Genomic DNA, 22624 nt, shown 5'->3' with positions numbered 1-22624 from the left:
AATCTGTGTAATAACCAACATATAGATAAACAAAAAGAGACAAGCTTATGTTGGCAACCAAAACAAATGAATTCAAAAGTTGGCTTAAAGATCATCCAAATCCTAAATTTCGCAATTTGTTTCTCTTTTTGAAACAAGCTCGAATGGCTGAATTACCAACGCCACACATCATGAACAAGATCTTTTATGGTGTTTATACGTTCGCACGAAATAGCATTAACGAAATTCTCAGAATCCTATTTCACACTCCAACTTTTAAAGGAAGACTTTCACGTTACGGAAAACGCCTCTACCTATATGGTGGCATTCCCTACATTTCGGGCCCACTCACAATCAATATTGGGAGCGACTGCCGAATATCAGGTCAAACGACATTCAGCGGACGATCCTCTTCTCAATCACCTACCCTCACACTTGGACACAATATTGGTATTGGTTGGCAAACGACCATTGCTGTCGGTCAGCAGGTCGTATTAGGGGATAACGTAAGACTGGCAGGCGGTGTATTTCTCTGTGGCTACTCTGGGCATCCTCTCGATCCTGTGCGCCGAGCGAAAGGTGAAGCTGATGATGAAACACAAGTGGGAAACATCATTTTAGAGAAGGACGTTTGGCTCGGGAGTAATGTGACCGTAATGAGTCACGTAACGATTGGTCAAGGTACGGTGGTTGCCACTGGTAGCGTCGTCACCAAAGATCTCCCACCCTTTGTCATTGCAGCAGGTAACCCCGCGAAAGTGATTCGCTCGATCCCCGATAGCCAAACCCATCAAACAGAAGGAGAACGTTATGCATGATCTCATAGTATTCGGTGAAGATTTTGGTGGCTTGCCTTCGAGCACACAACACTTAATTAAGCGTTTAGCTCAAAACCGCAAAATCGTTTGGGTAAACTCTATCGGTTTGCGTCAACCCAAGCTCAATCGCAAAGATATTTCACGAGCAGCCAATAAGTTGATGGGAAAAAGCAAGGGAGATACACAGGGCATGTCCGATGCCATCGTGCATCCAAATATCACCATCGTTAACTTAAAAACGATTCCTGCGCCTCAATCTAACTTTGTTCGGAAAATGGCAAAAGATTTAATACTCAAACAGTTACTTCCGATAATTGAAAAACTCAACCTAAATCAGCCTATTCTTTGGTCGTCGCTTCCAACCGCTGCTGATATTTGTGGGCATTTGGGTGAATACGCGGTGGTGTATTATTGTGGTGATGACTTCTCCTCACTTGCCGGTGTTGATCATAAAACAGTCAACACTCATGAGCAAAAAATGTCTCAAAAAGCCAATTTGATTTTTGCTGCGAGTGACGCAATTCGTGACAAATTCCCAAAATGTAAAACTCAATTACTACCTCATGGTGTTGATGTTGAACTCTTTTCTACCCCGACGGTAAGAGCAGATGATTTACCTAGTTCGCATCGACCAATTGCAGGCTTTTATGGCAGCTTATCGGAATGGTTAGATTATGATTTGATAACGAACGTCGCCACGGCTTTGCCAGATTGGGACTTTGTTTTTATCGGCCCCAACGAATTGGAGACGCTGTTATTACCATCACTCGCCAATGTTCACTATCTTGGAGCAAAGCCCCACGCAGAGCTTCCTCGCTATTCTCAACATTGGGATGTGAGCCTACTTCCATTCAAATCAAACAAACAGATTCAGGCATGCAGTCCATTGAAACTGATGGAATATTTGGCGACTGGAACACCCATCGTCACAACCGATTTTCCTGCAATGCACCCCTATCGACATTACTTGCATCCCATATCGACAAGCAATGAGATGATCCGGGCTTTAGAAGTCGCACGACATGAGCCAAGGCTTAGAACCGATATTGTCAGTGACGAGAGTTGGGACAACCGGAGTCAGTTTGTTAGCTGGATGTTGGAGTTATTATGATTAATCTTAAAATACGTTTACTTGTGTTGTTAAGTTCGGCTTGGCATAGACGCTATATCATTTTACTTCCAATTATTATCCTTCCTTTAATGGGGTTGGCAATCAGTAAAATGACCCCTCGCGTTTATCAAGCTCATACCAGTATGCTTATCCAAGAGACGGCGAAAATGAACCCTTTCCTGGAGGATTTGGCCGTATCAACCATGCTGAAAGACAGAATAAATGCGTTAAGAACCTTACTAAAAAGCCGTCACGTATTAATGTCCGTTGCACTTGAGCAAGGCCTGATAAACGATCAAATGAGTGGTAGTGAAAAAGAACAAGTGATCTCTAAGCTATCAAGCCGCCTCAATATCTCTCAACTTGGTAAGGATTTCCTCAAAATTCATTTAACCGCGAGTAACCCTGAAGGGATGAAAGAGATGCTCGAATCCATCAGTGGTCACTTCATAGAGCAATTGCTTGCACCTGAACGCTCGTCTATAAAAGATTCCAGCGACTTTCTTACTATTCACATTAACAAACGATATGACGAGCTTGACCAGTCAGAACAAAAATTAGCTGATTTTAAAAATATCAATTCATCTGTAAGCCCTGAAATGCAGGGACAAAGCTTAAATCGATTAGCAACATTGAAGCAGTCTTTAGCAGAGAAAGAAGCCGAACTTTCAGGTGTTAAAAAGAGCTTAGGTAGCATTGATCAACAGTTGTCTCAGACCAATCCAGTTGTTGGTAAGCTTGAAGAGCAAATTATAGAAATTCGAAGTGATCTGACTCTTCTTAGTGCCAAATACACAGATAACCATAGCGCAGTGCAAGCCAAACAGAGAGAACTCAACCGTTTAGAGCTTGAGAGAACTGCCCTGCTCGGCAAATCCCAACCTAAACTCAATTCTGACCAATTATGGGATATTGCAAGCAGTAATACGCTATCGAGTTCTTCAGATAATCAACCGCTGTTAGTCACCCAACTACACAGCTTACAGTCTGTTCGTAGCAAATTTGAATCACTGAGTGAAGAGACAAAAAGTCTGCGTAAAATGATATTTGAACTGGAACAAAAGGCGAATAATTTTGGTAGCAATGCAAAAGAACTCTATCGATTACAGCGCGATGTTCAAGTAAAAAGGCAGCTATATGAAGAGTTGGTCGAACGTTATGAGATGGCACAATTAACGGGTTCTCTAGGGGCGTTTGAACACAGTAAACGAGTAAAAATTATTGACCTTCCTTATACTCCAAGTCTGCCATCCAATATGCCGAGTATCATTTACATCGTTGCAGGTTTATTTGCAGGTATTGCATTGGGGATAGGTCTAGCAACGTTACTTGAAGTGTTTGATACGCGAGTTCGCCGTCGTGATGAGGTTGAACAAATCTTAGGTGTTCCTGTTATCACGACCATTCCACACGCTTAAATGCTTTCCACTTTTTACAGCCAAACTTTACAGCCAACTTGTTTCAATAAAATGAGTTGGCTGAATGTGTTCATTCTGCTTTCCTCGTAAAGATTTAACTTAAACTCACTGTCATTGCTCTACCCCGTGAGCTTTTCAACTCATCATTTTGCAATTCGACAACTCTTCCTCTTATCTGATTCATTTCGATTCTCAAATTAAAAACGAAACATACAAAGCGACCATAAACACAATAAGACCATGATATTTAACCATTAAAAAATTGGCACACTAAATGCTATCTATTAGATACGAAGCAAAAACCATCAGCGTATTTGCGTCAGGGACTGAGAACCAAATAAGGTGAGCATTATGGATAGAAAGATAAACAAGCCACTTGGCAAAAAAGTAATCCATGTCGTACAACGGCTCGCTCCAGGAGGATTGGAGACGTTAACGTTAGATCTTCTTCGTTTTGCTAACCCAAATGACCAAGTATTAATCATCAGCTTGGAAGGTACCAAAGATGAATCGTTAGCCCTATGGCCAAAACTCACCCAATTTTCTAAACAGCTTGTGTTTCTAGATAAAGCACCCGGAGTTCAACTCAAGACCATGCGTACGCTTATTAAGGTTTTCAAAAGCATACGCCCTGATGTAGTACATACTCACCATATCGGTCCACTTCTGTATGCCAGTATTTCAGCTCGTCTTTCAAATGTGCCAACGCGTATTCACACCGAACATGACGTGTGGCACCTCAACAGTAAAAAACATGTCGCCTTACAAAAAATGGCTTTAGTTGCCGCTAAACCAACCTTGGTGGCGGACGCGGTTCGAGTAAACCAGCAACTGAAAATGCACTTTAATTACGACAAAACCGTCACGATCAAAAATGGCATCGACTGCCAAAAATTCCGTCCTGCTTCGAAACTAAACGCACGCAAAGCCTTATCTCTTCCATTTGATGTCACAGTGATCGGGTGTGCGGGCAGGCTTGAAACGGTTAAAGGTCACGACCTTATCATCAAGGTTCTGACATTTTTACCTAAGCATGTCTCACTTGCTATTGCGGGTGATGGAAGCCAAAAAAAGGAACTAATCAAACTGGCTCGGCAATTAGGTATCGAACAACGAGTCATCTTCCTTGGTTTAGTTGAAGATATGCCTCAATTCTACCAGTCGCTGGATCTATTCTGTTTACCGTCGCGCTATGAAGGGTTTCCTCTCTCTCCTCTCGAAGCTCAAGCATGCAATATTCCCACTGTCGTTACGGATGTTGGTTCCGCCAGTGAAACACTTTGCCATGAGTCTGGCTACCTTTCAAAAGCAAATGACATTCCTAGTTTGGCGCATGTATTACTTCGTGCTGTTTCTGAAGTTAATAACGATGTTATTGGCGTTGAATTCAACTCTGAAGTCTCCTTCCCAAGAACTTTTGTTCTCGAAAATAATGATGTGAGACATATGGTAAAAGCTTATGAAGAATTAGGAGTAACAGCATGACCGATATTCTATTAATTTCTGTATTTCTATTTAGTGGTGCGTTGATTGTCTATCATCATGTTGGCTATCCCATGCTTCTGAAATGGTATTCCGCGAATCACCCAATTAAGCAAGTTACCGGAAAAGTACGTGGATACCGAAACGGCAAACTCGATCGTACTCGTTCAACCATAACGATTCTTGTTCCTGCGTTTAATGAGCAGCAATGGATCGCAGAAAAAATTCGTAACTTAGCGTCTCTCGATTACCCCAGAGATCGTCTAAAAGTCATCATTGCATGCGACGGATGTACCGATAATACCGCCGAAATTGCACAGTTAACGATACAAGAAGCGATCTGCTCAGACACTTACTTTGAAGTGCATGAGCATACGGTTAATCGTGGCAAAGTGGCCGTTATCAATCATGAAATGTTATCTATTGATTCTGATATTACGGCTTTGAGCGATGTTTCAGCGCTTATATCTATTGATGCTCTACTTATTGCTGATTCACACTTTAGCGTTGCAAACATTGGGGTGGTTAATGCCACCTACCAAATAATGTGCGCCGCCGATGAGGGAGAACAGAGTTACTGGAACTATCAAAATCAAGTGAAGTTAAACGAAGCTTCATTAGGTTCTACACTCGGTGCACACGGAGCCTGTTATCTGTTCCGAACACATCTTTTCGAAGCATTGCCAAGCAATACCATCAATGATGACTTCGTTCTACCAATGGAGATCGTTAAAAAAGGATACGTAGCTGATTATGAGCCAAGAATTGTCGCTATTGAGATGGAAGCAACCAGCCAAAATGCAGATTTCAAACGTCGATTACGAATTTCTGCGGGCAACATGCAACAAGCGATTCGTTTAATCAGCCTATTTAACCCGCGGTTTAGAGGGGTTGCGTTTGCCTTCTTTTCAGGAAAAGGCTTACGTTTAGTCACTCCGTATCTAATGCTTGCTTGTTTAATTTCTTCAATCACACTCGCCAACCACTCTTTATTTATGGCCATAGTCGCCGTGCAAGTCACTGTCTATTCTGTGGGCTTAATTGGTTTTATTTTTCCACAAGTGTTCACCAAAAAAATATTCAAGCTGATCACTTATTTACTTACTGGCCACTACGCCAATTTAGTTGGTGGATTACGTTATTTATTAGGCTTTGAAAATGGCCGTTGGAATCGTGTTAATCATTAAGGACATATTATGAATACTACTAATCGCAATACTATATCTACTGCAAAACGTGTCTTCGATTGCATTGGCGCGTTCATCGGGCTCATTTTATTTATGCCATTATTCCCGATCATTGCTCTGATGATTGTGCTCACCTCACCTGGGCCGGTATTTTATCGTCAAATGCGAGTGGGAAAATCAACACCTGAACAAATGGCGCTGTTTGACATCATTAAATTTCGCACCATGTACCAAGATGCGGAATCTCGTTCTGGCGCGGTTTGGGCGACGGAAAATGATCCCCGAATTACCCCTGTAGGTCGATTTTTACGTAAAACTCGACTTGATGAAATTCCGCAGCTTTTCAATGTTCTCAGCGGTGATATGTCATTAATTGGCCCTCGTCCAGAGCGTCCTACCTTCTACCAAAAGCTTGAAACTGCGATCCCTTACTTTGCTGACCGCACTTACGGTGTGTTACCTGGAATTACGGGACTAGCGCAAGTGAACCAAGGCTACGACACTTGCTTAGATGATGTACGTCGTAAAGTGGGGTTTGACCATAGTTATGCCCTATCTCTATCGAGCTTATCCAGTTGGTTCTCGACCGATATGAGCATATTAACTCGAACCATTATGGTGATGGTTGATGGTCGTGGACGATAAATAGAACTTATTTAAGAGAAATTCATATGCTCAATACACGATAGCCTTTACTTTGTAGAGGCTATCTTTTTATCACACTACGTAATAACGCGCGTATTTTGATTTTTGTCACACGCCAGTGCGTAATCGGTCGCGTTGGTGCCGTGTTAACTAAATGCTCAAAGCGCTGCTGATTAAGCTCTGACTTACCACCGTGAGCAAGTAAAAGCGTTTTTACATTAAGGTGGTATACACGATGTAGTGAATCTCGATATTTATTGGGATGGAAAATAGGAAATGGCGCGATAAGCTGCTTTTTGACTTCAACCATTAAGTCAGCCACATAAAGAATACTCTCACTGGCGCAATACACCGACAAATCTCTGTCTGTATGCCCCGGAGTCTCCAAGACTTGCCAATCCTCAAAACCCGGAATTAAATCACCATCATTAAGTTTATAATCCGGTTTTAATTTCCGTGAATACCACAAGTTTCTTTTCGGAATACCCATGCGATTGGCCATCCACCAAGCCAATGCAAGATCGGTAAGATGCATTAGCCATCCATCTGTCCCAGAGTACCAATCCGTTTTCTTGTGGGCGGAAACGATTTTACAACCCGTTAATCGCCTAAGTTGATGCGCTGCGCCAGCATGATCAGGATGCATGTGCGTCACCACAACAATGGTTAAGTCATTGAACGATCGCTGCAATGTTTCTTCAATATATGCCCTAATGGTTGATACATCAGCACGACTCGCCCCATCAAGAAGCATCAATTTATCTTCATATTCAATAAGATAGATCTTTTGTATGTAACCTTGGATTGAATGTAATTTCACGAATCTTCCTTGCTCGATAACTGGTCAGACAACCTAATTAATCATTTAGCATAGCACCATTGATCCAATATACAACGGGCCTAATCGGCGTAAATAGCTCTCTTAAAAACAACAACCTCCATAAATACTTCATCTCCCTGACATTTTTTAGTAACAAGATTGTCACAAGCTCGAACCAGTATAGCGTCAAACGAAACGTCTAAAGTCTCGTTCGAAACCAACCATCATTAATAAGGAAACTATGATGAACAAGCTATGGTTATCGGGTCTGCTTACAGCAACCATTTCAGGTACAAGTTTCGCAGCAACAGCTCCGTCGGTAACAGAAGTGACTTGGTGGCACGCTATGGGCGGTCAATTAGGGGAAACCGTTAAGAAGATCGCGACAGATTTCAATGCTTCTCAGCACGATTATAAAATCGTACCCGTTTATAAAGGCTCTTACACTGAGACATTGACTGCTGGTATCGCTGCATTTCGAGCAAACCAAGCACCTAATATCCTACAAGTGTTTGATGCTGGAGCAGCAACAATTATGAACGTGCCTGGCGTAGCAAAACCAGTACAAGATATTTTGGTGGAATCGGGCTATGAATTCAATTCGAAGAACTATTTGGCAGGTGTACGTAATTTCTATGCTGACAGCAAAGGAAAAATGGTAGGCATGCCTTTTAACAGCTCAACGCCTGTTCTTTACTACAACAAAGATATCCTTGCAAAAGTGGGTGCTAAAGCCCCAGAAACCTATGAACAATTAGAAGTGCTGGCAGCGAAGTTAAAAACAAAAGGTTATGTGACTTTTTCGCAATCACATACCCCATGGATAATGTTTGAGAATTTTAAGTCACGCCATAACCTACCTCTCGCGAACGAGAATAATGGCTACGATAACCTCTCTTCTTCATTGATGTTCAATAGCAAAGACATGGTTATGCATTTTTCCAAAATGAAAGAGTGGGCTGATAAGGGTTACTACAAATACTACGGCAGTGATTGGGATGCTAACCAAACCCCATTTGAACGACAAGAAGTCGCGATGTGGATGGGCTCATCGGGTTCTTTCGGCGGGCTACGCAATCGAGTGAAATTTGAGCTAGGCACTACGTACCTGCCTTACTGGAAATCAATAAATCCAGATGCAGGACTAACGTTCATTGGTGGTGCAGCCCTGTTTGCTCTTGATGGAAAACCAAAAGCGGAAGAGCAAGGTGTGGCAGCTTTCTTTGACTATTTAACCAAGCCTGAAACTCAAATGTATTGGCATAAAACAACCGGATACGTACCGGTGACCAACGCCGCTTATGAGCTCACCAAGCGATCAGGTTACTACACCGAACAACCGGATGCAGAAGTGGGTGTCAAACAACTTAGTCTTGGTGCGGGTGAATGGACAAATGGTTACCGACTCGGTTTCTATCCTCAAATCCGAGAAGTCATGCACCGCGAATTTGATAATATTTTTGCTGAACGTTCTTCTGTAGAGAACAGCTTAAACAAAGTAGAAGTCGAAAGTGCACAACTTCTCAAACGCTTTGCTCGAACCATCAAATAATTCATTGATGAGTTAGGCGTTGATAATCGAAACACACAATGATTATTAACGCGTTTATCAAAAAATCACCATCAACACATTTGTGTTGCCCTATCGCCTTTTGTCACTCTCAAATAGAAACGCAGAAAGTGACAAAGAGGCGATATTCCTAAATATAGTAAATAGGAAATATTGTGGAACATCGTCAGCAATTCTTTCATTCACCATTGCCGTATCTCTTTTTAGCACCGCAGATTGTGATCATTGCCGTTTTCTTTCTTTATCCCGCAGCTCAAGCTGTATACCTCTCATTTATGCTTGAAGACCCATGGGGAATGTCATCCACGTTTGTTGGAATTGAAAACTACCAAATGCTTTTCGAATCCAGCGAGTATCTGAAATCGATTGGTTTTACGCTCTTATTCGCCGTTATTGTCTCTTTTCTCTCTTTGGCTCTTGCGTTATTACTTGCCGTAAAGGCAGACAACGTCATTCACGGACAAGGGCCGTACAAACTAACCCTAACTTGGGTATACGCCGTCGCACCTGCTATTGCCGGAATCATCGGAGGTTTTCTCTTTAACCCTCATATTGGTGTATTAACCGATGCATTCGCACTGTTGGGGTGGGAGTTTAACTTACAAACGGATCCCATTGACGCCACTTTCGCTCTGATTTTAGTCTCAGTCTGGAAGCAAATTTCAGTCAATTTCATCTACTTCCTCGCGGGTTTACAATCTATTTCTTATGCCGTTAAAGAGGCGTCAATGCTCGACTGTGTCAGTGATACCAAGCGATTTTGGACCATTACCTTCCCCTTACTGGCCCCAACTGGTTTTTTCTTGCTGGTGATCAATTTGACGTATTCATTTTTTGAAACCTTTGGCGTGATCGACACAATGACATCAGGAGGACCGGGAGGAACAACCACCTCGCTGGTTTACAAAGTCTATCGCGACGGGTTTGTTGGGGCCGATCTCGGAGGCAGTTCCGCTCAATCCGTAGTGCTACTTTTGTTGGTGTTAACACTGACATTTATTCAATTTAGATTCGTCGAAAAGCGTGTTCACTATTAATGACTAACGCTATTTGTAAACACAATACATAAACCGCTTATAACGCTCTATTAAGGTCTAGAACTATGAAAAGCAATCGATTCTCCGATCACCTTATTTTGATCGCAGGAGCTTTATTCATGCTGATTCCAATTTGGCTGATTTTTGCAAGCTCGACGCACAGCCCAAATACAATTGTTAGCGAAGGGCTTCAATGGTTGCCCGGCGATCACTTTCTTGATATTTACAGCGAGGCTTGGAATAAGAGTCTTGGTTTTGGTGGGGATGTCACTGCCAAATCTATGATCATCAACTCAATGGTCATGGGACTTGGGTTTGCCATTGGAAAAATCATCATCTCAATGATGGCGGCCTATGCATTAATCTATTTTCGCCTGCCCTACGCCACCGCCTGGTTTTGGCTTATCTTTGTTACGCTTCTTCTTCCATTAGAAGTCCGAATTATTCCCTCTTATGAAGTCGTTTCTGGCTTAGGGATGTTAAATAGCTATACCGGTTTGATTCTTCCACTCATCGCATCTGCAACCGCCACATTTTTCTTTCGTCAGTTTTTCAAAACGATTCCAGACGAATTGTTAGAAGCCGCTCAACTTGATAATGCAGGCCCTATTCGCTTCTTGTTTGACATATTGCTTCCGCTTTCTAAAACAATGATAGCGGCCATTTTTATCATTATGTTTATTGTCGGTTGGAATCAATATTTATGGCCAATCATGATGACGACAGATGAAGGCTACAACACGATTGTGATGGGCATTAAGCAGATCTTAAATAATATTAACGAAACCAACTCACCTCGTTACGACTATGCCTTTGCCATGGTCATTCTCGCAATGCTTCCTCCTGTATTGGTGGTCGTGATATTTCAACGATGGTTTGTTAAAGGATTAGTCGAAAGTGAAAAATAAATTACGCAACTTTACTCAAAACAGCATGCAGATAGTGATGGTTCTCACTCTAAAACGGATCACATTCAATCCATCAATACCGTTAATTTCGATTCACAGCCCAAGGAAAGCATCATGTTGAACATCAAACAGCTTGTTAAAACCTATGAGAATGGACACCAAGCAGTGAAAGGCGTCAGTTTAGAAATTAAAGACGGTGAATTTCTGGTGCTTGTCGGACCTTCAGGTTGCGGAAAATCGTCAATTTTACGATCGATTGCCGGTTTAGAATCGATAACATCCGGTGAAATTCATCTGGCTGGTCGCCGTGTCGACAACATTAAACCAGCCTTACGAGATATCGCGATGGTTTTCCAAAACTACGCACTGTATCCGCACATGAGTGTTTACGATAATCTTGCCTATGGTTTAAAGAATCGCGGTGTTGATAGACAATCTATTGCCGAAAAAATTAGCAAAGTATCCACCACACTTAAAATCGAAGAATATCTAGATAGGAAACCATCGAAACTTTCAGGTGGTCAACGACAACGAGTTGCAATGGGGCGTGCGATTGTTCGTGACCCACAGCTGTTTCTATTTGATGAACCTCTCTCCAACTTAGATGCGGCCCTAAGAGCACACATGCGTTTGGAGATCAAAAAATTGCAACGTGAACTCGCGGTAACCAGTGTCTATGTAACCCATGATCAAGTAGAAGCAATGACGCTAGCCGATCGAATTGTGGTGTTAAATCAGGGTAAGATAGAGCAAGTAGGCACTCCAAAAGAAGTGTACCACCAACCTGCAAGTCAGTTCGTTGCGAGCTTTATTGGCAGCCCCGCCATGAACTTCATTCCCGCGACAATAGACAATGGTTATTTAGAAATGGGGAAACAGCAGATTTATCTCAGTGAATACTCTTATCTTGAACAGCAAGATATTGTGGTTGGAATAAGGCCAGAACACGCTGAGATCTCACCCATTACTCCAACGATATCGATAACAAGTCCAAACGTAAATACACTAGAAAACCGCTCACTCACGCTTAGTACCTATATACACGTTGTCGAGCCTCTAGGCCCAAATCAGCTCGTTCACGGCAAGATCAATGAGCACCCTTTTATTGCTGTAACACCTGAAATGGATTTAGATACTAATCACCCTTTATCAATCCATGTCAGCATGGCTAATTTGCATATCTTTTCTTCCACGGGAAAACGTATAGAGCCAAGCCGAAGTTTGCCGAATACTTCAATTGCACCCACAACATTGCTATGTAACCGTGCATCAAGAATGTAGCCGCACCGCCAGAATGTAAGCGCTATAAACAGGTTGTCAGTGGTACACTACGTGAAATTAAGCGACTATTTATCGATCAAACTACTGACAACATTGAACAATTGTGCCAATTTAACGACGTTGAATTGATCGCCTCACTTTAAGGATAAAAAATGACGCCACTGATTGTTGGCCACCGAGGAGTGGCAGGAACTCATCCAGAGAATACGATGGCAAGCATACAGCAAGCTATAGCGTTAGGTTTGGACTGGATCGAAGTTGATGTTCAGCCGACAAAAGATGGTGAGCTAGTGATCTGTCACGATCACACGATTGACCGATGCAGTAATGGTAAAGGCCGTGTCGATTCTTACACCCTAGCCGACTTGAAAGTACTGGATTTTGGTTCGTGGTTTGATACCCAATTCTCTGGTGAGCTCATTCTGACATTAGATGATTTATTGCACATCGCCGAACAACATAATTTGGGATTAAACCTAGAGGTCAAAGTTGACCAACATGACTCTCAAGCCGTTGTTAAGCAATTAAAAAAACAACTTGAGCAGTCGCCTATACCCAAGAACAAATTATTGTTATCGAGCTTTAGCCACGATGTCATGCGTGAACTGCACCAGCATTGCGGGGCTTATCGATTAGCTGTTATCAGTGAAAGGTTGAATGATAGCGTGCGTTTGTTACTGTCTGAAATCAATGCTTTTAGCTGTAACCTTAACTATTTCTGGCTAACCGAATCCCATATAAAAGAGCTTCATAATGATGGGTATCAAGTTTGGTGTTTTACGGTTAATACACCGGAGTCATTCCCTCTCCTAGAGAATGTCGATGCTATCTTTAGTGACTTTCCTAGTTGCTTTGACAAGTAAGCATGTTGCTCTCATAAAAACGAAGTACAAAAACAGAAAAAGCCAGCAAGATTGATCCTCACTGGCTTTTTCTTATTCTTTGTCTTATACGATTAATCGTTATTCACAATTAAGCACGAGACAGATGCACTTCTTCTTCTTTGGCACCCGCTTCTGGATTATTGAAGCGTTCTAGATCTAATGCACCTTCAGATTTTGCTACGATACAACTTACCGCACTATCACCTGTGATATTGACTGCTGTACGAATCATATCAAGTAGACGGTCAACACCCATAATAAGAGCAATACCTTCTAGCGGTAAACCAACTTGGTTTAGTACCATTGCTAGCATGATAAGACCTACACCTGGAACGCCTGCAGTACCTACTGATGCAATCGTCGCGGTAAAGATAACCGTTAGGTAGTCACCCATTGTAAGATCAATATTGAATGCTTGTGCGATAAATGCCGTCGCCACACCCTGCATAATAGCAGTACCATCCATATTGATGGTTGCACCTAGTGGTACGGTAAACGAAGCAATTTTGTTATCAACACCTAAACGGTTCTTAACCGTTTCCATCGTAACAGGAATCGTTGCATTGGATGAGGCTGTTGAAAAAGCAAACATCACTGCATCTTCCATCTTACGTAGGAATGTAATTGGGCTAAGGCCAGTAAATGATTTTAGCATCACACTATAAGTCACTAAGCCATGCAAAATTAACGTACCCGCTAGCACTAAGAAGTACTCTGCAAGGTTAACAATTGCACTCAAACCTAATCCTGTAAATAGTTTTGCCATCAGGAAGAACACACCGTAAGGGGCGATATTCATCAGCAACGCCACAAGTTTCATGATCACTTCATTTAGATCACTAAACACAGCCGCCATACGCTCACCAGGTTTACCCGCAGCACTCATAGCGATACCAAACAGAACCGCAAACACGATCACTTGAAGCGTTTTACCTTCTGCCATCGCATTGATAGGGTTAGTTGGGAACATACCTATAATCACTTGACCCAACGTTGGGGCTTCAGCTGATTGGAATGTAGTTGCAGCCGTTAAGTCAGCACCTGCGCCTGGTTGGAACACATAACCCATTGTTAGGGCCAGTGTAATCGCAACAGCAGTGGTCGTAATATAGAAAGCTAATGTCTTACCACCAAGGCGACCTAAGGTCGTGACATCTTTAAGAGAGCTTGTACCACATACTAGGGAGACAAAAACAAGCGGCACTACTAGCATTTTCAAGCTAGCAATAAATATTTTTCCGCCGACCTCGAATAGGCCATTAACAATATAAGCGTCGACAAATCCGTTTTCAGCAAACAGAGCTCGAATCGCGAACCCAGTCAAAATGCCTGCAATCATACCGACAATTACGCGGCCAGTTAGAGACATTGGTTTCTTAGTATTCTTCATGAACACTCCTTAAAATTCCACTTTGACAACATTACAAAGCGTGTCGGAGATTAGCAGGAGGATTTACTAAGATAGAAACAAAATTTTTCTTCACCACAGTCAATGTGACTTGAGTCACTATAAACCACAACCCAATTAACACAAAATAAACAAAATAAAAGCAAGACCAAAACAATGTAGCGTACAAATCACACAGACTGCTTATATGCAACACAATAATGCATGCATTAGTCCAAGATTTGACTTTAAGTTTACATTGAATTGATACTTACCGTATAACAAACCATCCCATCTCATCCGCAACTGAGTAACTGAGCAACTTAGCCGTGGATGAGACAAATTCACTCTAAAACTTACATTTACAGGCCTTGAACATACTGCGCTTTAGTCGAGATCGTAACTAAATCGTCTAACTGTTCATGAGAGCCTTGTTCGCCATTAAGTAAAGCTTCAAAAAGTTTGACCAATTCCGCTTTGTCGTGCATCTCTTTTGAGCCCGATCCAATATTAGTAAGGTCAATAAAGAACTCATCAAACAGCTCTGAAAAATCACTTACCGCATCATAGTTCAAAAATTGCTCATGGTTATAGATGCTAGGATATCCTCCCTTCTGTTTATCAACAGCAAATGAGACACCTTTAACATTCGTAATCGTGGTCGCTTTTTCACATTTGAGCATGCAACCCGCTTCTATACTCGGCTTATTACAACCGACCGTGCGTTGGAAAAAGCACTGACGACTGGTCATCATTAGAATGGGGTGATAAATGCTGTAGAACATTTTGAAGTTTTCTGGACGAGTAATATTACGGATCTGACCACGGTTGATTTCATTTGAAATAAATGCACCGGCACAATTCAACTCTTCTTTTAATTCAAGTAGAGCATAAGAGTTTGTGGTATTCATAAATGGGCCAGCCACCCACTCTATACCCATTTCGTAGGCTTTGTATGCGATACCCGTATTATTAGTCACAATACGCGCTGGCTTCACCTGTTCCAGTACCTTAATCGCTTCGTCATAGTCCTTTCCGATCAGTACAGCAGGAAACCAAGGGATCAAACGTGGATGCTCAGATAGAATATCAATGTACTTAGTGCAATTACGTTTGAAGCTTTCAGGCAATTTAAAGTAGATATCAGCGTCGGTAACGTCACCCAGGTGCAAATCGCTCACATCACTGATCAACATAGAAAGGGTTGGTTTCTTATTTACCTTCTGATGTTTAACTAGCTTCGGCACCTCAACATGCTTAATGAGCTTAACGCCACCATTCAGTGCAGACGCTGCTTCATCTTTTAATAACGAAATCTCTTTAAATGGGATACTCAAACCATTTTCAAATTGAGAAAAATCGAACCCTTTCAAAATGTAATTTGCATTATTGAAACCATTAAAACGACTTTCTAATAAAGCTTGGGTGATTGGCTTCTCATCTGCTTTCGCGAGGCATGATGTTGACTCAACAACTAACGTCTGTAGATCGTCCCCTCTTTGTAATGTCATAGAGAGTGTTAACGGCTCACCTTGCTTAGCGCTAAATGAGAGTGACAATGATGTTTTATCAATATCTAGAAACTTGATCTTCTCTTCTAACTCAGCCCCAAGCGCATTCTTTCCTGTGTATAATTCATCTTTCACGTCTTGTATCTGAACAACCGATATCGCGTTATTTTTCTCGATAGCATAATTCACGCTGTTATCACGCGGATTATCGATAAACATATCTTTGGTCAAGTTGCCTTTCAAAAATGAGTTCGTGAAATTACGGTTGAACACTTTGTGCAAGTTCGAATCATCTTCGATCAGATCGCCACTCTCAATAAAGCTATCAATCTGTTTTCTCCACGTATCGACGACGGTATAAACATAATGAGCCCCTTTAATGCGCCCTTCTACTTTAAGAGAATCAACACCTGCATCGACTAACTCAGGCAGATCATAGTAAGCCGAGTTGTCTTTGAGGTTTAAGGGGTACTTATTACCAGCAGCGGTGACTTCATATTCATCACGACAAGCTTGGCTACACCGGCCTCGGTTACCTGAATTACCAACACTCACCGAGCTTGAGTAACACTGTCCTGAGAATGCAATACACAGTGCACCATGAACAAAAACTTCTGTTAATACGTCATGATCGTGTGCAACAGCGGTCAGCATCTTTATCTCTTTGAGATTCAACTCTCTGGATAAATTAGCTCGCGTTGCGCCAATTTTTGAAAGGAACTTAATTTGCCCTTCATTGTGGGTGGTTAATTGAGTAGAAGCGTGAATAGCAAGGGTTGGGAAATACTTCTTAACCAGATTAAATAGCCCTAGATCTTGGACAATAATCCCATCAATCTTAGTGTTCACTAGCTGATTAAGTAACTTGGTAATGCTCTTTATTTCATGCTCAAGCAATACCACATTTAATGTCAGAAACACTTCACATCCATATTGATGGGCAAGTCGAACGACACCATTCAAGTCATCAAATGAAAGATTGGAGGCTCTATTACGTGCATTAAAGGTATCCAAACCACAGTAAATCGCATTGGCACCTGCCACAATTGCTGCTTTAATGGCTTCAACATCACCACCCGGTGCTAATAACTCAATTTTCCTACTCATTTTGAAGCTGCTCACTTTGTAATTTTGTAATATTTTTTTGAGCCAGCATTCTACCTGTATCACTTATTTATTACCACGAATAAGACTTTTATTGATTTACATCAGAACCTCAACCGATAAAATATAGTTATACAATCAATTTCAACCTAAGAGTTTCCGTGCCATTACCTATTTTGTATTCACTACGACGCTGCCCTTATGCCATGCGAGCAAGAATGGGGCTTTTATTAGCAGAACAGCCTGTGTTGATTCGTGACATTGTCACTAGAAATAAGCCAGCAGAGCTTCTAAAGGCTTCACCTAAAGGCACGGTGCCAGTTTTAGTCCTGAATAACGGTGATATCGTTGACCAAAGCTTGGATATTATGATCTGGGCATTGACCAATAATGACCCAATGAACTTGCTAAGACGCCCACGACGAGAAGCAACACAGGCTCCTGATGCTTGCCTCCAAAAATCTTTGTCTCAATCTTTATATCCGTCTCAAGATCAGAGTGAAGAGATGATGGAGCTTGTGATCTATAACGACAGCATATTTATTACACAACTAGAACAGTACCGCGCGTCAGTCCGATACCACGATTCTAATCAAGCACAGTATCGACAACCCTGCCTAACCTTTATTGATAAATTAGAGCAACGTCTTTCAAGTCATCAATTCTTATGTGGGGAGACTTCTTGCTTAGCGGATTACGCATTATTTCCGTTTATTAGCCAGTTTTCACGGGTCGACCGTAAATGGTTCGTAGAAGCTGGTTATCTCAATATTCAGCGCTGGTTGACCAATCATTATCAAAGTCAGTTATACACAAAAATAATGGTTCAATACCCACAATGGGTAGAAAGTCGTAAGGAGTTTTTACTTAATTAGACATCGTTAACATCTAGCATTCATAAAATAGCGACGTATCTGTAAGGTTAGACACGCCTAAATTACCTTTCAACGACAACTTTATTGTTTATTTTTTGAACATATTTTGTGATCACCTACTCAATTACGACAAGATCGACGCTAAAATAATTAACCAGTTTTTGATGGGTAATTAGTTATATATTTGTATTATTTTTTATTAAGCAGTTGCTTACATTGCTTTATTAATGCAACACCAGAACAAAAACCCTTAACTTTTTTGGGATATTATTTCACAAATCGCCATATGCACACGTTCGCATTTATAAAGGTGGTGCATTTTTAATTGTGTTATTCAGCATTAGGATGATTGCAATTCATTCAATGAGGGAATAAGCATGAAAAACGGTAAGTTACATCTTCGCCCTATTGCTCTTGCAGTGATGGCTGTTACCGCATTAGCTGGCTGTAATGATGACACGACAATCATCGAGCAACCAACACAGGATTCTGCAGTACAAATGCGCGAAGTCTTCACGGATTACAAAAGTGCGATGAAGACTCTAGATAGTACTAATTTCGGTCAAGTTACGGATCAAATGGCTGCATCTCGACAATCGGTTGACCTACTCTATCTTGATAAACTAGAGATGGTCGATCGAGACGCCTTATCAGATGAAGATAAGATTTATTACGACACCTTCTTGTTCGATCGAAATATCTCTTTACGTGGCGCATCCCTTGCGAATACGCGCTTCGGTAATTTTTCCGTCCCTATTACTCATTTCTATAATTACATCGAGTGGAATGCTGAATATGCAGGCGACAAACAAAAAAATCTTGAAGCATACCGCGATCAAATTCAAGTAATTCGAGAATACACCTCTTGGGTTAACAATCTGAAGGCTCTCTATTCCTTAGGTATTATTGATAGTGCGCAATTGCCAAAAGTGCTTATCACTCGTCTCGTTGATGCCACAAAAGAGACGGTAGCGAAAGATAACTACGCATTACTTAAAGTCGGGCTTAATGATTTAAAAACATTATCTGGTAGCGACTTCACGCCTGAATATGAAAAAGCGGTCGACGACTCAATTGCTGCATTAGGTACATTAATTTCTTTCCTTGAAGGCGATTATTATACTGCCGCTCGCGGGCCTTCTGGTGATATTACAGATACGAATATTGGCTGGGGTGATCTTCCAAATGGCCAAGCTTGGTATCAATGGCAATTAGATAGAAACAGTACGACTGGCAAACCCGCAATGGAACTAAGCCAGCTTGGTGAAGAGCTCGTTGCCGATGCAAAAGCTGAGATGGAAAGAGTTGCAGCACTTATTGTGAGTAAACGCGGAGCAAAAATTACCGCAAATTGGCACAATGGAACCAGTGTAGTCAGCCGCGAGTTTGTTATTGATGACGGTAGCGGAAATATTAATCTAAGCGAGTTCTTTGATTATTTAAACAGTGAGCAGTTCTTCTACGGCCGCGATGGTCGCACAATCACAGGCACTGAATACGCGACGTTATGTGCAACAGCATCAGATAAAAGTGCATGTGAAGCTGCATTAACTGACTACAACATTTTCAAAACTGATGCCAATGATGTTGTCGCTGGATATTTCAAACCAATTCAAGCGGATTATACCGTAGTCCCAACTCCTGCTGCACGAGAAGCTTATGCTGGCGTGGCATCTTATGGTAACAATGAATTTAACTTGAATACCAACCCAAACTACAGCTTACAAAAGTGGAATGTTTCTACTCTACTTCTTCATGAAGCAGCACCTGGACACCACTTTCAAAATGCTTACTCAATTGAGTATCCACCAGCAGATAAACCTGATTACATTAAAGGCGTATGGTACACCGCTTACGCTGAAGGTTGGGCGCTTTACACTGAATGGCTAGGGTTGGAAATGAAAATTTACGGGACGCTTAATGCTGATGGTAAACCAACGTTTGTTGATGCCACAGGTATGTGTAAAACCGGCCTTGATTACACGACCTTCCAAGGCGGTATTTACAACGATGTTGAAGAGTGTAACGCCCTACAGTACTTTGGTAGCTTGAATGAAGCGCAATTACGTAACATGCGCCTTGCGGTAGATACCGGTATCCACGCTAAAGGTTGGAGTATTGAACAAGCTCGCACATACATGAGTGCTAACTCTGCACTGGGTGTAGGCGATATTGAGTCAGAAACTTACCGTTATGCGGCATACGTAGGACAGGCGGTATCTTACAAGTCAGGCTACTTAGTCATAAAAAGTTTGCTTGAAAAAGCTCAGACGGAACTTGGTGACAACTTTGATTGGGCCGCTTTCCATGATCAACTGTTGAAATATGGTGATCAACCGATGGAAGTCGTTGAAACCAGCATCGAGAATTGGATTAAAACACAATAACCTCGACGCACTGTATAAAAACACAGTTAAAGCCTACTATTCATCGGTAGGCTTTTTTTTTGTAAGCCTAATCCGTTACAAAATAAAAAACAGTGTATTATTGTCTATTTTTAGCCCATAATATGGTTATTATTTACTCATTCATAAGCCAATGAAAAACCGTCAGTTACTATTCATTCTACCAATCATTTGCAGTTCTCATGCATTCGCGAGCCAACCAATATACTCGTATGCACAATCGCCAATACACTCAAATGTATTGTCTCTGCAACTTCGTGATTCCAATGCTCTCGCTCCCGGTTCATTTGAAGTAAAATCATCATACAATCAAGCTAGCGTTTGGGCAGAGACTAGTGACTATTTTCTAGATTTCTATCAAAACCAAGCAGATATTGCCATTCTTTGGCAAGTGAATAGCCGCTGGAAATCAGAGGTTGGGTTTAAAAGGATTGTTGCGCGTGATAATGGTTTGGATGAATTAACTCACAACTTCCATGATTTCTTTGGAATTGGTCAGAATGGACGAGATGAAGTTCCTCAAGATCAATTTCATATCTCAATTCCTGAGTTAGGAATTGAAATCAATGATTTTGAAGGGGAAACCCTAACTAATGCATTAACGTCATATAATGAGTACCGTTTCTACTCTGATACAAATCACTCTCTATCCGCTGGGTTCTCCATCTACTATAACTTTGTGAACTCAGGGCCGTTCAAGCGTGACAGCTTTGAGCAAGGTGTTCAGATCAACTACAGCTTCAGAAATGAAAAACATACTTTCCACTCTATGCTTGGCGTGGTTAATCGAAGTTCATCAGACATACCGAATGAACTACTAACTAAGCAAGCTGGAATGTGGGCTGTGGGTTACAACTACGCGTTCAATAATAAGCATAGCGTCATCATTGAATCACACAACTATAGTGGTTGGGCTGAAAGCAACGATGACTTTTCAGAGCCTTCAAATGAAGTAGTTTTGGGGTATCGTTATAGTTTGGAGAGGGTCGCATTGGATTTTTCTATGAGCGAAAACGCACGTAATATGGATAACAGTACCGATATTGCGTTTACTATTGGTTTACGTTTTATCATTTAGATTTATCGTTAGTACATATAACCATACGGCTGCGGCTAGTCCCAAAAAACTAACCGCAAATCTTTCATTGGCATTCTTGCTTAGGTACATAACGCTTAGATACGTAAAGCATAGATACATAATGCTTAGGTTCATGATGCTTTAGTTTTAGAAGCTCGGATTTCCAAACATTTAAACTTAATCACGAGTATTATTGGCCTATTTCACTCAATGCATAGTTAATTTCTTCAGATGAAAAACCTTTACGGGTCAACATCGCATAGGCCTTGCTTCGTTCTTTATGGTTAGCTACATCGTAGTTTTTCTTTTCTAACTGCTCTAGGCATGATGAGAAAAAATCCACCTCTTCAGTTGAGACCAATTTTTCAATCAGCGCATCGAGATCAGTAATGTCAATCTTTCTCTGACGCAGTTCTTGGCGGATGACCGTCAATCCCTTGCCTTTGCGAACGTATTTCAGCACTTCTTTTTCTAGATCAGCTTTGGCTGCCTTGATTTCTAAATTTGATTGCAGCTGTGAAGATTGAGGATGTTGAGCGATAGCCTCTTTTACTTGCGCGTAACTAAAACCTCTTTTTTGGAGCGTCGCTGTTAGCTTTTCTCTACTCATATTGAATTCAGAGTAATAGTTATTGATTCGCTCTGTCACAATGTCTTGTTCGTCTATCTGTTTATCTTCTTTGACTCTTTCAATTGCTTCAGAAATGACATCACTCTTAATGCCCTTTTTCTTAAGCTTCTCTGTAATGTAGCCAGATCCATATTCGCTGAAGAATGAGCGTTCAATAAATTGAATAGCAAAATCATTATCAGATTTTAAATATCCGAACCCACGAAGTTTTTCTAAAGTCTCATCAATCCAAGCTTGGCTGTCTGTCTTAACTCGTAATTTTGCTAACAGCTCACTCTCAGTCATATCTCTTTGAGCCAAGTGCCACATGGCGGAGTTCATGACACTTTCAACCCGCGTCGCTTTTCTTACTCTGTTTTGTTCATTGCTCATCGCTTATAAATACCGTTTCCGTGTCGCTACAGGTAAACTCTTGTTATCTCCATCATATATGAGTTCAAGCGGTCAGCAAGTACCAAAACCGTTACAGTCATCGATCTAATGGCGAATTTAG

19 protein-coding genes are annotated in these 22624 nt (G+C 41.4%); 15 read left to right on the top strand and 4 right to left on the bottom strand.

Annotated elements, in window-relative coordinates:
* The first annotated feature begins 47 nt into the window (after positions 1-47).
* From F0249_RS11135 to F0249_RS11110, 6 genes are all read left to right on the top strand, one after another.
* Positions 48-797: a DapH/DapD/GlmU-related protein gene (locus F0249_RS11135; RefSeq protein WP_171756717.1), complete on the top strand. Its 750-nt coding sequence runs from the start codon at positions 48-50 to the stop codon at positions 795-797.
* Positions 790-1908 (top strand): glycosyltransferase, encoded by a 1119-nt coding sequence (locus F0249_RS11130; RefSeq protein ID WP_171756716.1) that lies wholly within the window; start codon positions 790-792, stop codon positions 1906-1908. Before F0249_RS11135 ends, F0249_RS11130 begins: the two co-directional genes overlap by 8 nt.
* Positions 1905-3326, top strand: a complete 1422-nt coding sequence (locus F0249_RS11125; RefSeq protein WP_171756715.1) for a GNVR domain-containing protein — start codon at positions 1905-1907, stop codon at positions 3324-3326. The genes F0249_RS11130 and F0249_RS11125 overlap by 4 nt, the downstream gene beginning before the upstream one ends.
* 351 nt (positions 3327-3677) lie before the next feature.
* Positions 3678-4811 carry a glycosyltransferase gene (locus F0249_RS11120; RefSeq protein ID WP_171756714.1) on the top strand — a complete coding sequence of 378 codons (1134 nt, stop codon included), beginning with the start codon at positions 3678-3680 and terminating at the stop codon, positions 4809-4811.
* Complete coding sequence (locus F0249_RS11115) at positions 4808-5995, top strand: glycosyltransferase family 2 protein (RefSeq protein WP_171756713.1); 1188 nt, start codon at positions 4808-4810, stop codon at positions 5993-5995. Before F0249_RS11120 ends, F0249_RS11115 begins: the two co-directional genes overlap by 4 nt.
* A gap of 9 nt (positions 5996-6004) precedes the next feature.
* Positions 6005-6640, top strand: coding sequence for a sugar transferase (locus tag F0249_RS11110; protein ID WP_017051604.1), 636 nt, complete (start codon positions 6005-6007; stop codon positions 6638-6640).
* Positions 6641-6701: 61 nt separating this feature from the next.
* On the opposite strand, the gene F0249_RS11105 is transcribed toward F0249_RS11110, so the two are convergent.
* Entirely contained in the window at positions 6702-7460 is a 759-nt protein-coding gene (locus tag F0249_RS11105) for an MBL fold metallo-hydrolase (protein WP_171756712.1), read from the bottom strand.
* Between the two features lie 244 nt (positions 7461-7704).
* Here F0249_RS11105 and F0249_RS11100 point away from each other — a divergent pair, with 244 nt between their 5' ends.
* From F0249_RS11100 to F0249_RS11080, 5 genes are all read left to right on the top strand, one after another.
* Positions 7705-9012, top strand: a complete 1308-nt coding sequence (locus F0249_RS11100; protein WP_171756761.1) for an extracellular solute-binding protein — start codon at positions 7705-7707, stop codon at positions 9010-9012.
* A 173-nt stretch (positions 9013-9185) separates the two neighbouring features.
* A complete protein-coding gene (locus F0249_RS11095) occupies positions 9186-10067 on the top strand; it encodes an ABC transporter permease subunit (RefSeq protein WP_136994625.1) in 882 nt (293 codons plus the stop codon).
* Positions 10068-10132: 65 nt separating this feature from the next.
* A complete protein-coding gene (gene ugpE / locus F0249_RS11090; protein WP_171756711.1) occupies positions 10133-10975 on the top strand; it encodes a sn-glycerol-3-phosphate ABC transporter permease UgpE in 843 nt (280 codons plus the stop codon).
* A gap of 114 nt (positions 10976-11089) precedes the next feature.
* Positions 11090-12256 carry a sn-glycerol-3-phosphate ABC transporter ATP-binding protein UgpC gene (ugpC, locus tag F0249_RS11085; protein WP_216599593.1) on the top strand — a complete coding sequence of 389 codons (1167 nt, stop codon included), beginning with the start codon at positions 11090-11092 and terminating at the stop codon, positions 12254-12256.
* Positions 12257-12408: 152 nt separating this feature from the next.
* Positions 12409-13119, top strand: a complete 711-nt coding sequence (locus F0249_RS11080) for a glycerophosphoryl diester phosphodiesterase (RefSeq protein ID WP_171756710.1) — start codon at positions 12409-12411, stop codon at positions 13117-13119.
* 109 nt (positions 13120-13228) lie between these two features.
* On the opposite strand, the gene F0249_RS11075 is transcribed toward F0249_RS11080, so the two are convergent.
* Both F0249_RS11075 and F0249_RS11070 read right to left on the bottom strand, forming a co-directional pair.
* Positions 13229-14530 carry a dicarboxylate/amino acid:cation symporter gene (locus tag F0249_RS11075; RefSeq protein ID WP_113795603.1) on the bottom strand — a complete coding sequence of 434 codons (1302 nt, stop codon included), beginning with the start codon at positions 14528-14530 and terminating at the stop codon, positions 13229-13231.
* Positions 14531-14889: 359 nt separating this feature from the next.
* Positions 14890-17145 (bottom strand): peptidase U32 family protein, encoded by a 2256-nt coding sequence (locus F0249_RS11070; RefSeq protein WP_171756709.1) that lies wholly within the window; start codon positions 17143-17145, stop codon positions 14890-14892.
* Between the two features lie 158 nt (positions 17146-17303).
* On the opposite strand from F0249_RS11070, the gene F0249_RS11065 reads away from it, so the two are divergent.
* The 3 genes from F0249_RS11065 to F0249_RS11055 all read left to right on the top strand — a co-directional run bounded on the left by F0249_RS11065 (position 17304) and on the right by F0249_RS11055 (position 21500).
* On the top strand, positions 17304-18017 hold the full coding sequence (locus F0249_RS11065; protein ID WP_171756708.1) for a glutathione S-transferase N-terminal domain-containing protein: 714 nt from the start codon (positions 17304-17306) through the stop codon (positions 18015-18017).
* Between the two features lie 377 nt (positions 18018-18394).
* Complete coding sequence (locus F0249_RS11060; protein ID WP_171756707.1) at positions 18395-20404, top strand: DUF885 family protein; 2010 nt, start codon at positions 18395-18397, stop codon at positions 20402-20404.
* 151 nt (positions 20405-20555) lie between these two features.
* Complete coding sequence (locus F0249_RS11055; protein WP_113795611.1) at positions 20556-21500, top strand: DUF3187 family protein; 945 nt, start codon at positions 20556-20558, stop codon at positions 21498-21500.
* Positions 21501-21690: 190 nt separating this feature from the next.
* Here F0249_RS11055 and F0249_RS11050 read toward each other — a convergent pair whose 3' ends face one another.
* Positions 21691-22452, bottom strand: coding sequence for a RecX family transcriptional regulator (locus F0249_RS11050; RefSeq protein WP_171756706.1), 762 nt, complete (start codon positions 22450-22452; stop codon positions 21691-21693).
* Between F0249_RS11050 and F0249_RS11045 the strand changes: the two genes are divergently transcribed.
* The gene (locus F0249_RS11045) at positions 22451-22612 is read left to right on the top strand and encodes a hypothetical protein (protein WP_170961618.1); all 162 of its coding nucleotides are present in this window, start codon (positions 22451-22453) and stop codon (positions 22610-22612) included. The genes F0249_RS11050 and F0249_RS11045 overlap by 2 nt on opposite strands.
* The last annotated feature ends 12 nt before the right edge of the window (positions 22613-22624 follow it).

The sequence above is a fragment of the Vibrio sp. 03-59-1 genome (assembly GCF_013114135.1).
GTDB classification, from domain to species: domain Bacteria; phylum Pseudomonadota; class Gammaproteobacteria; order Enterobacterales; family Vibrionaceae; genus Vibrio; species Vibrio cortegadensis.
The sequence above is the reverse complement of the archived record's forward strand: the minus strand, read 5'-3'. Positions and strand labels throughout refer to the sequence as shown.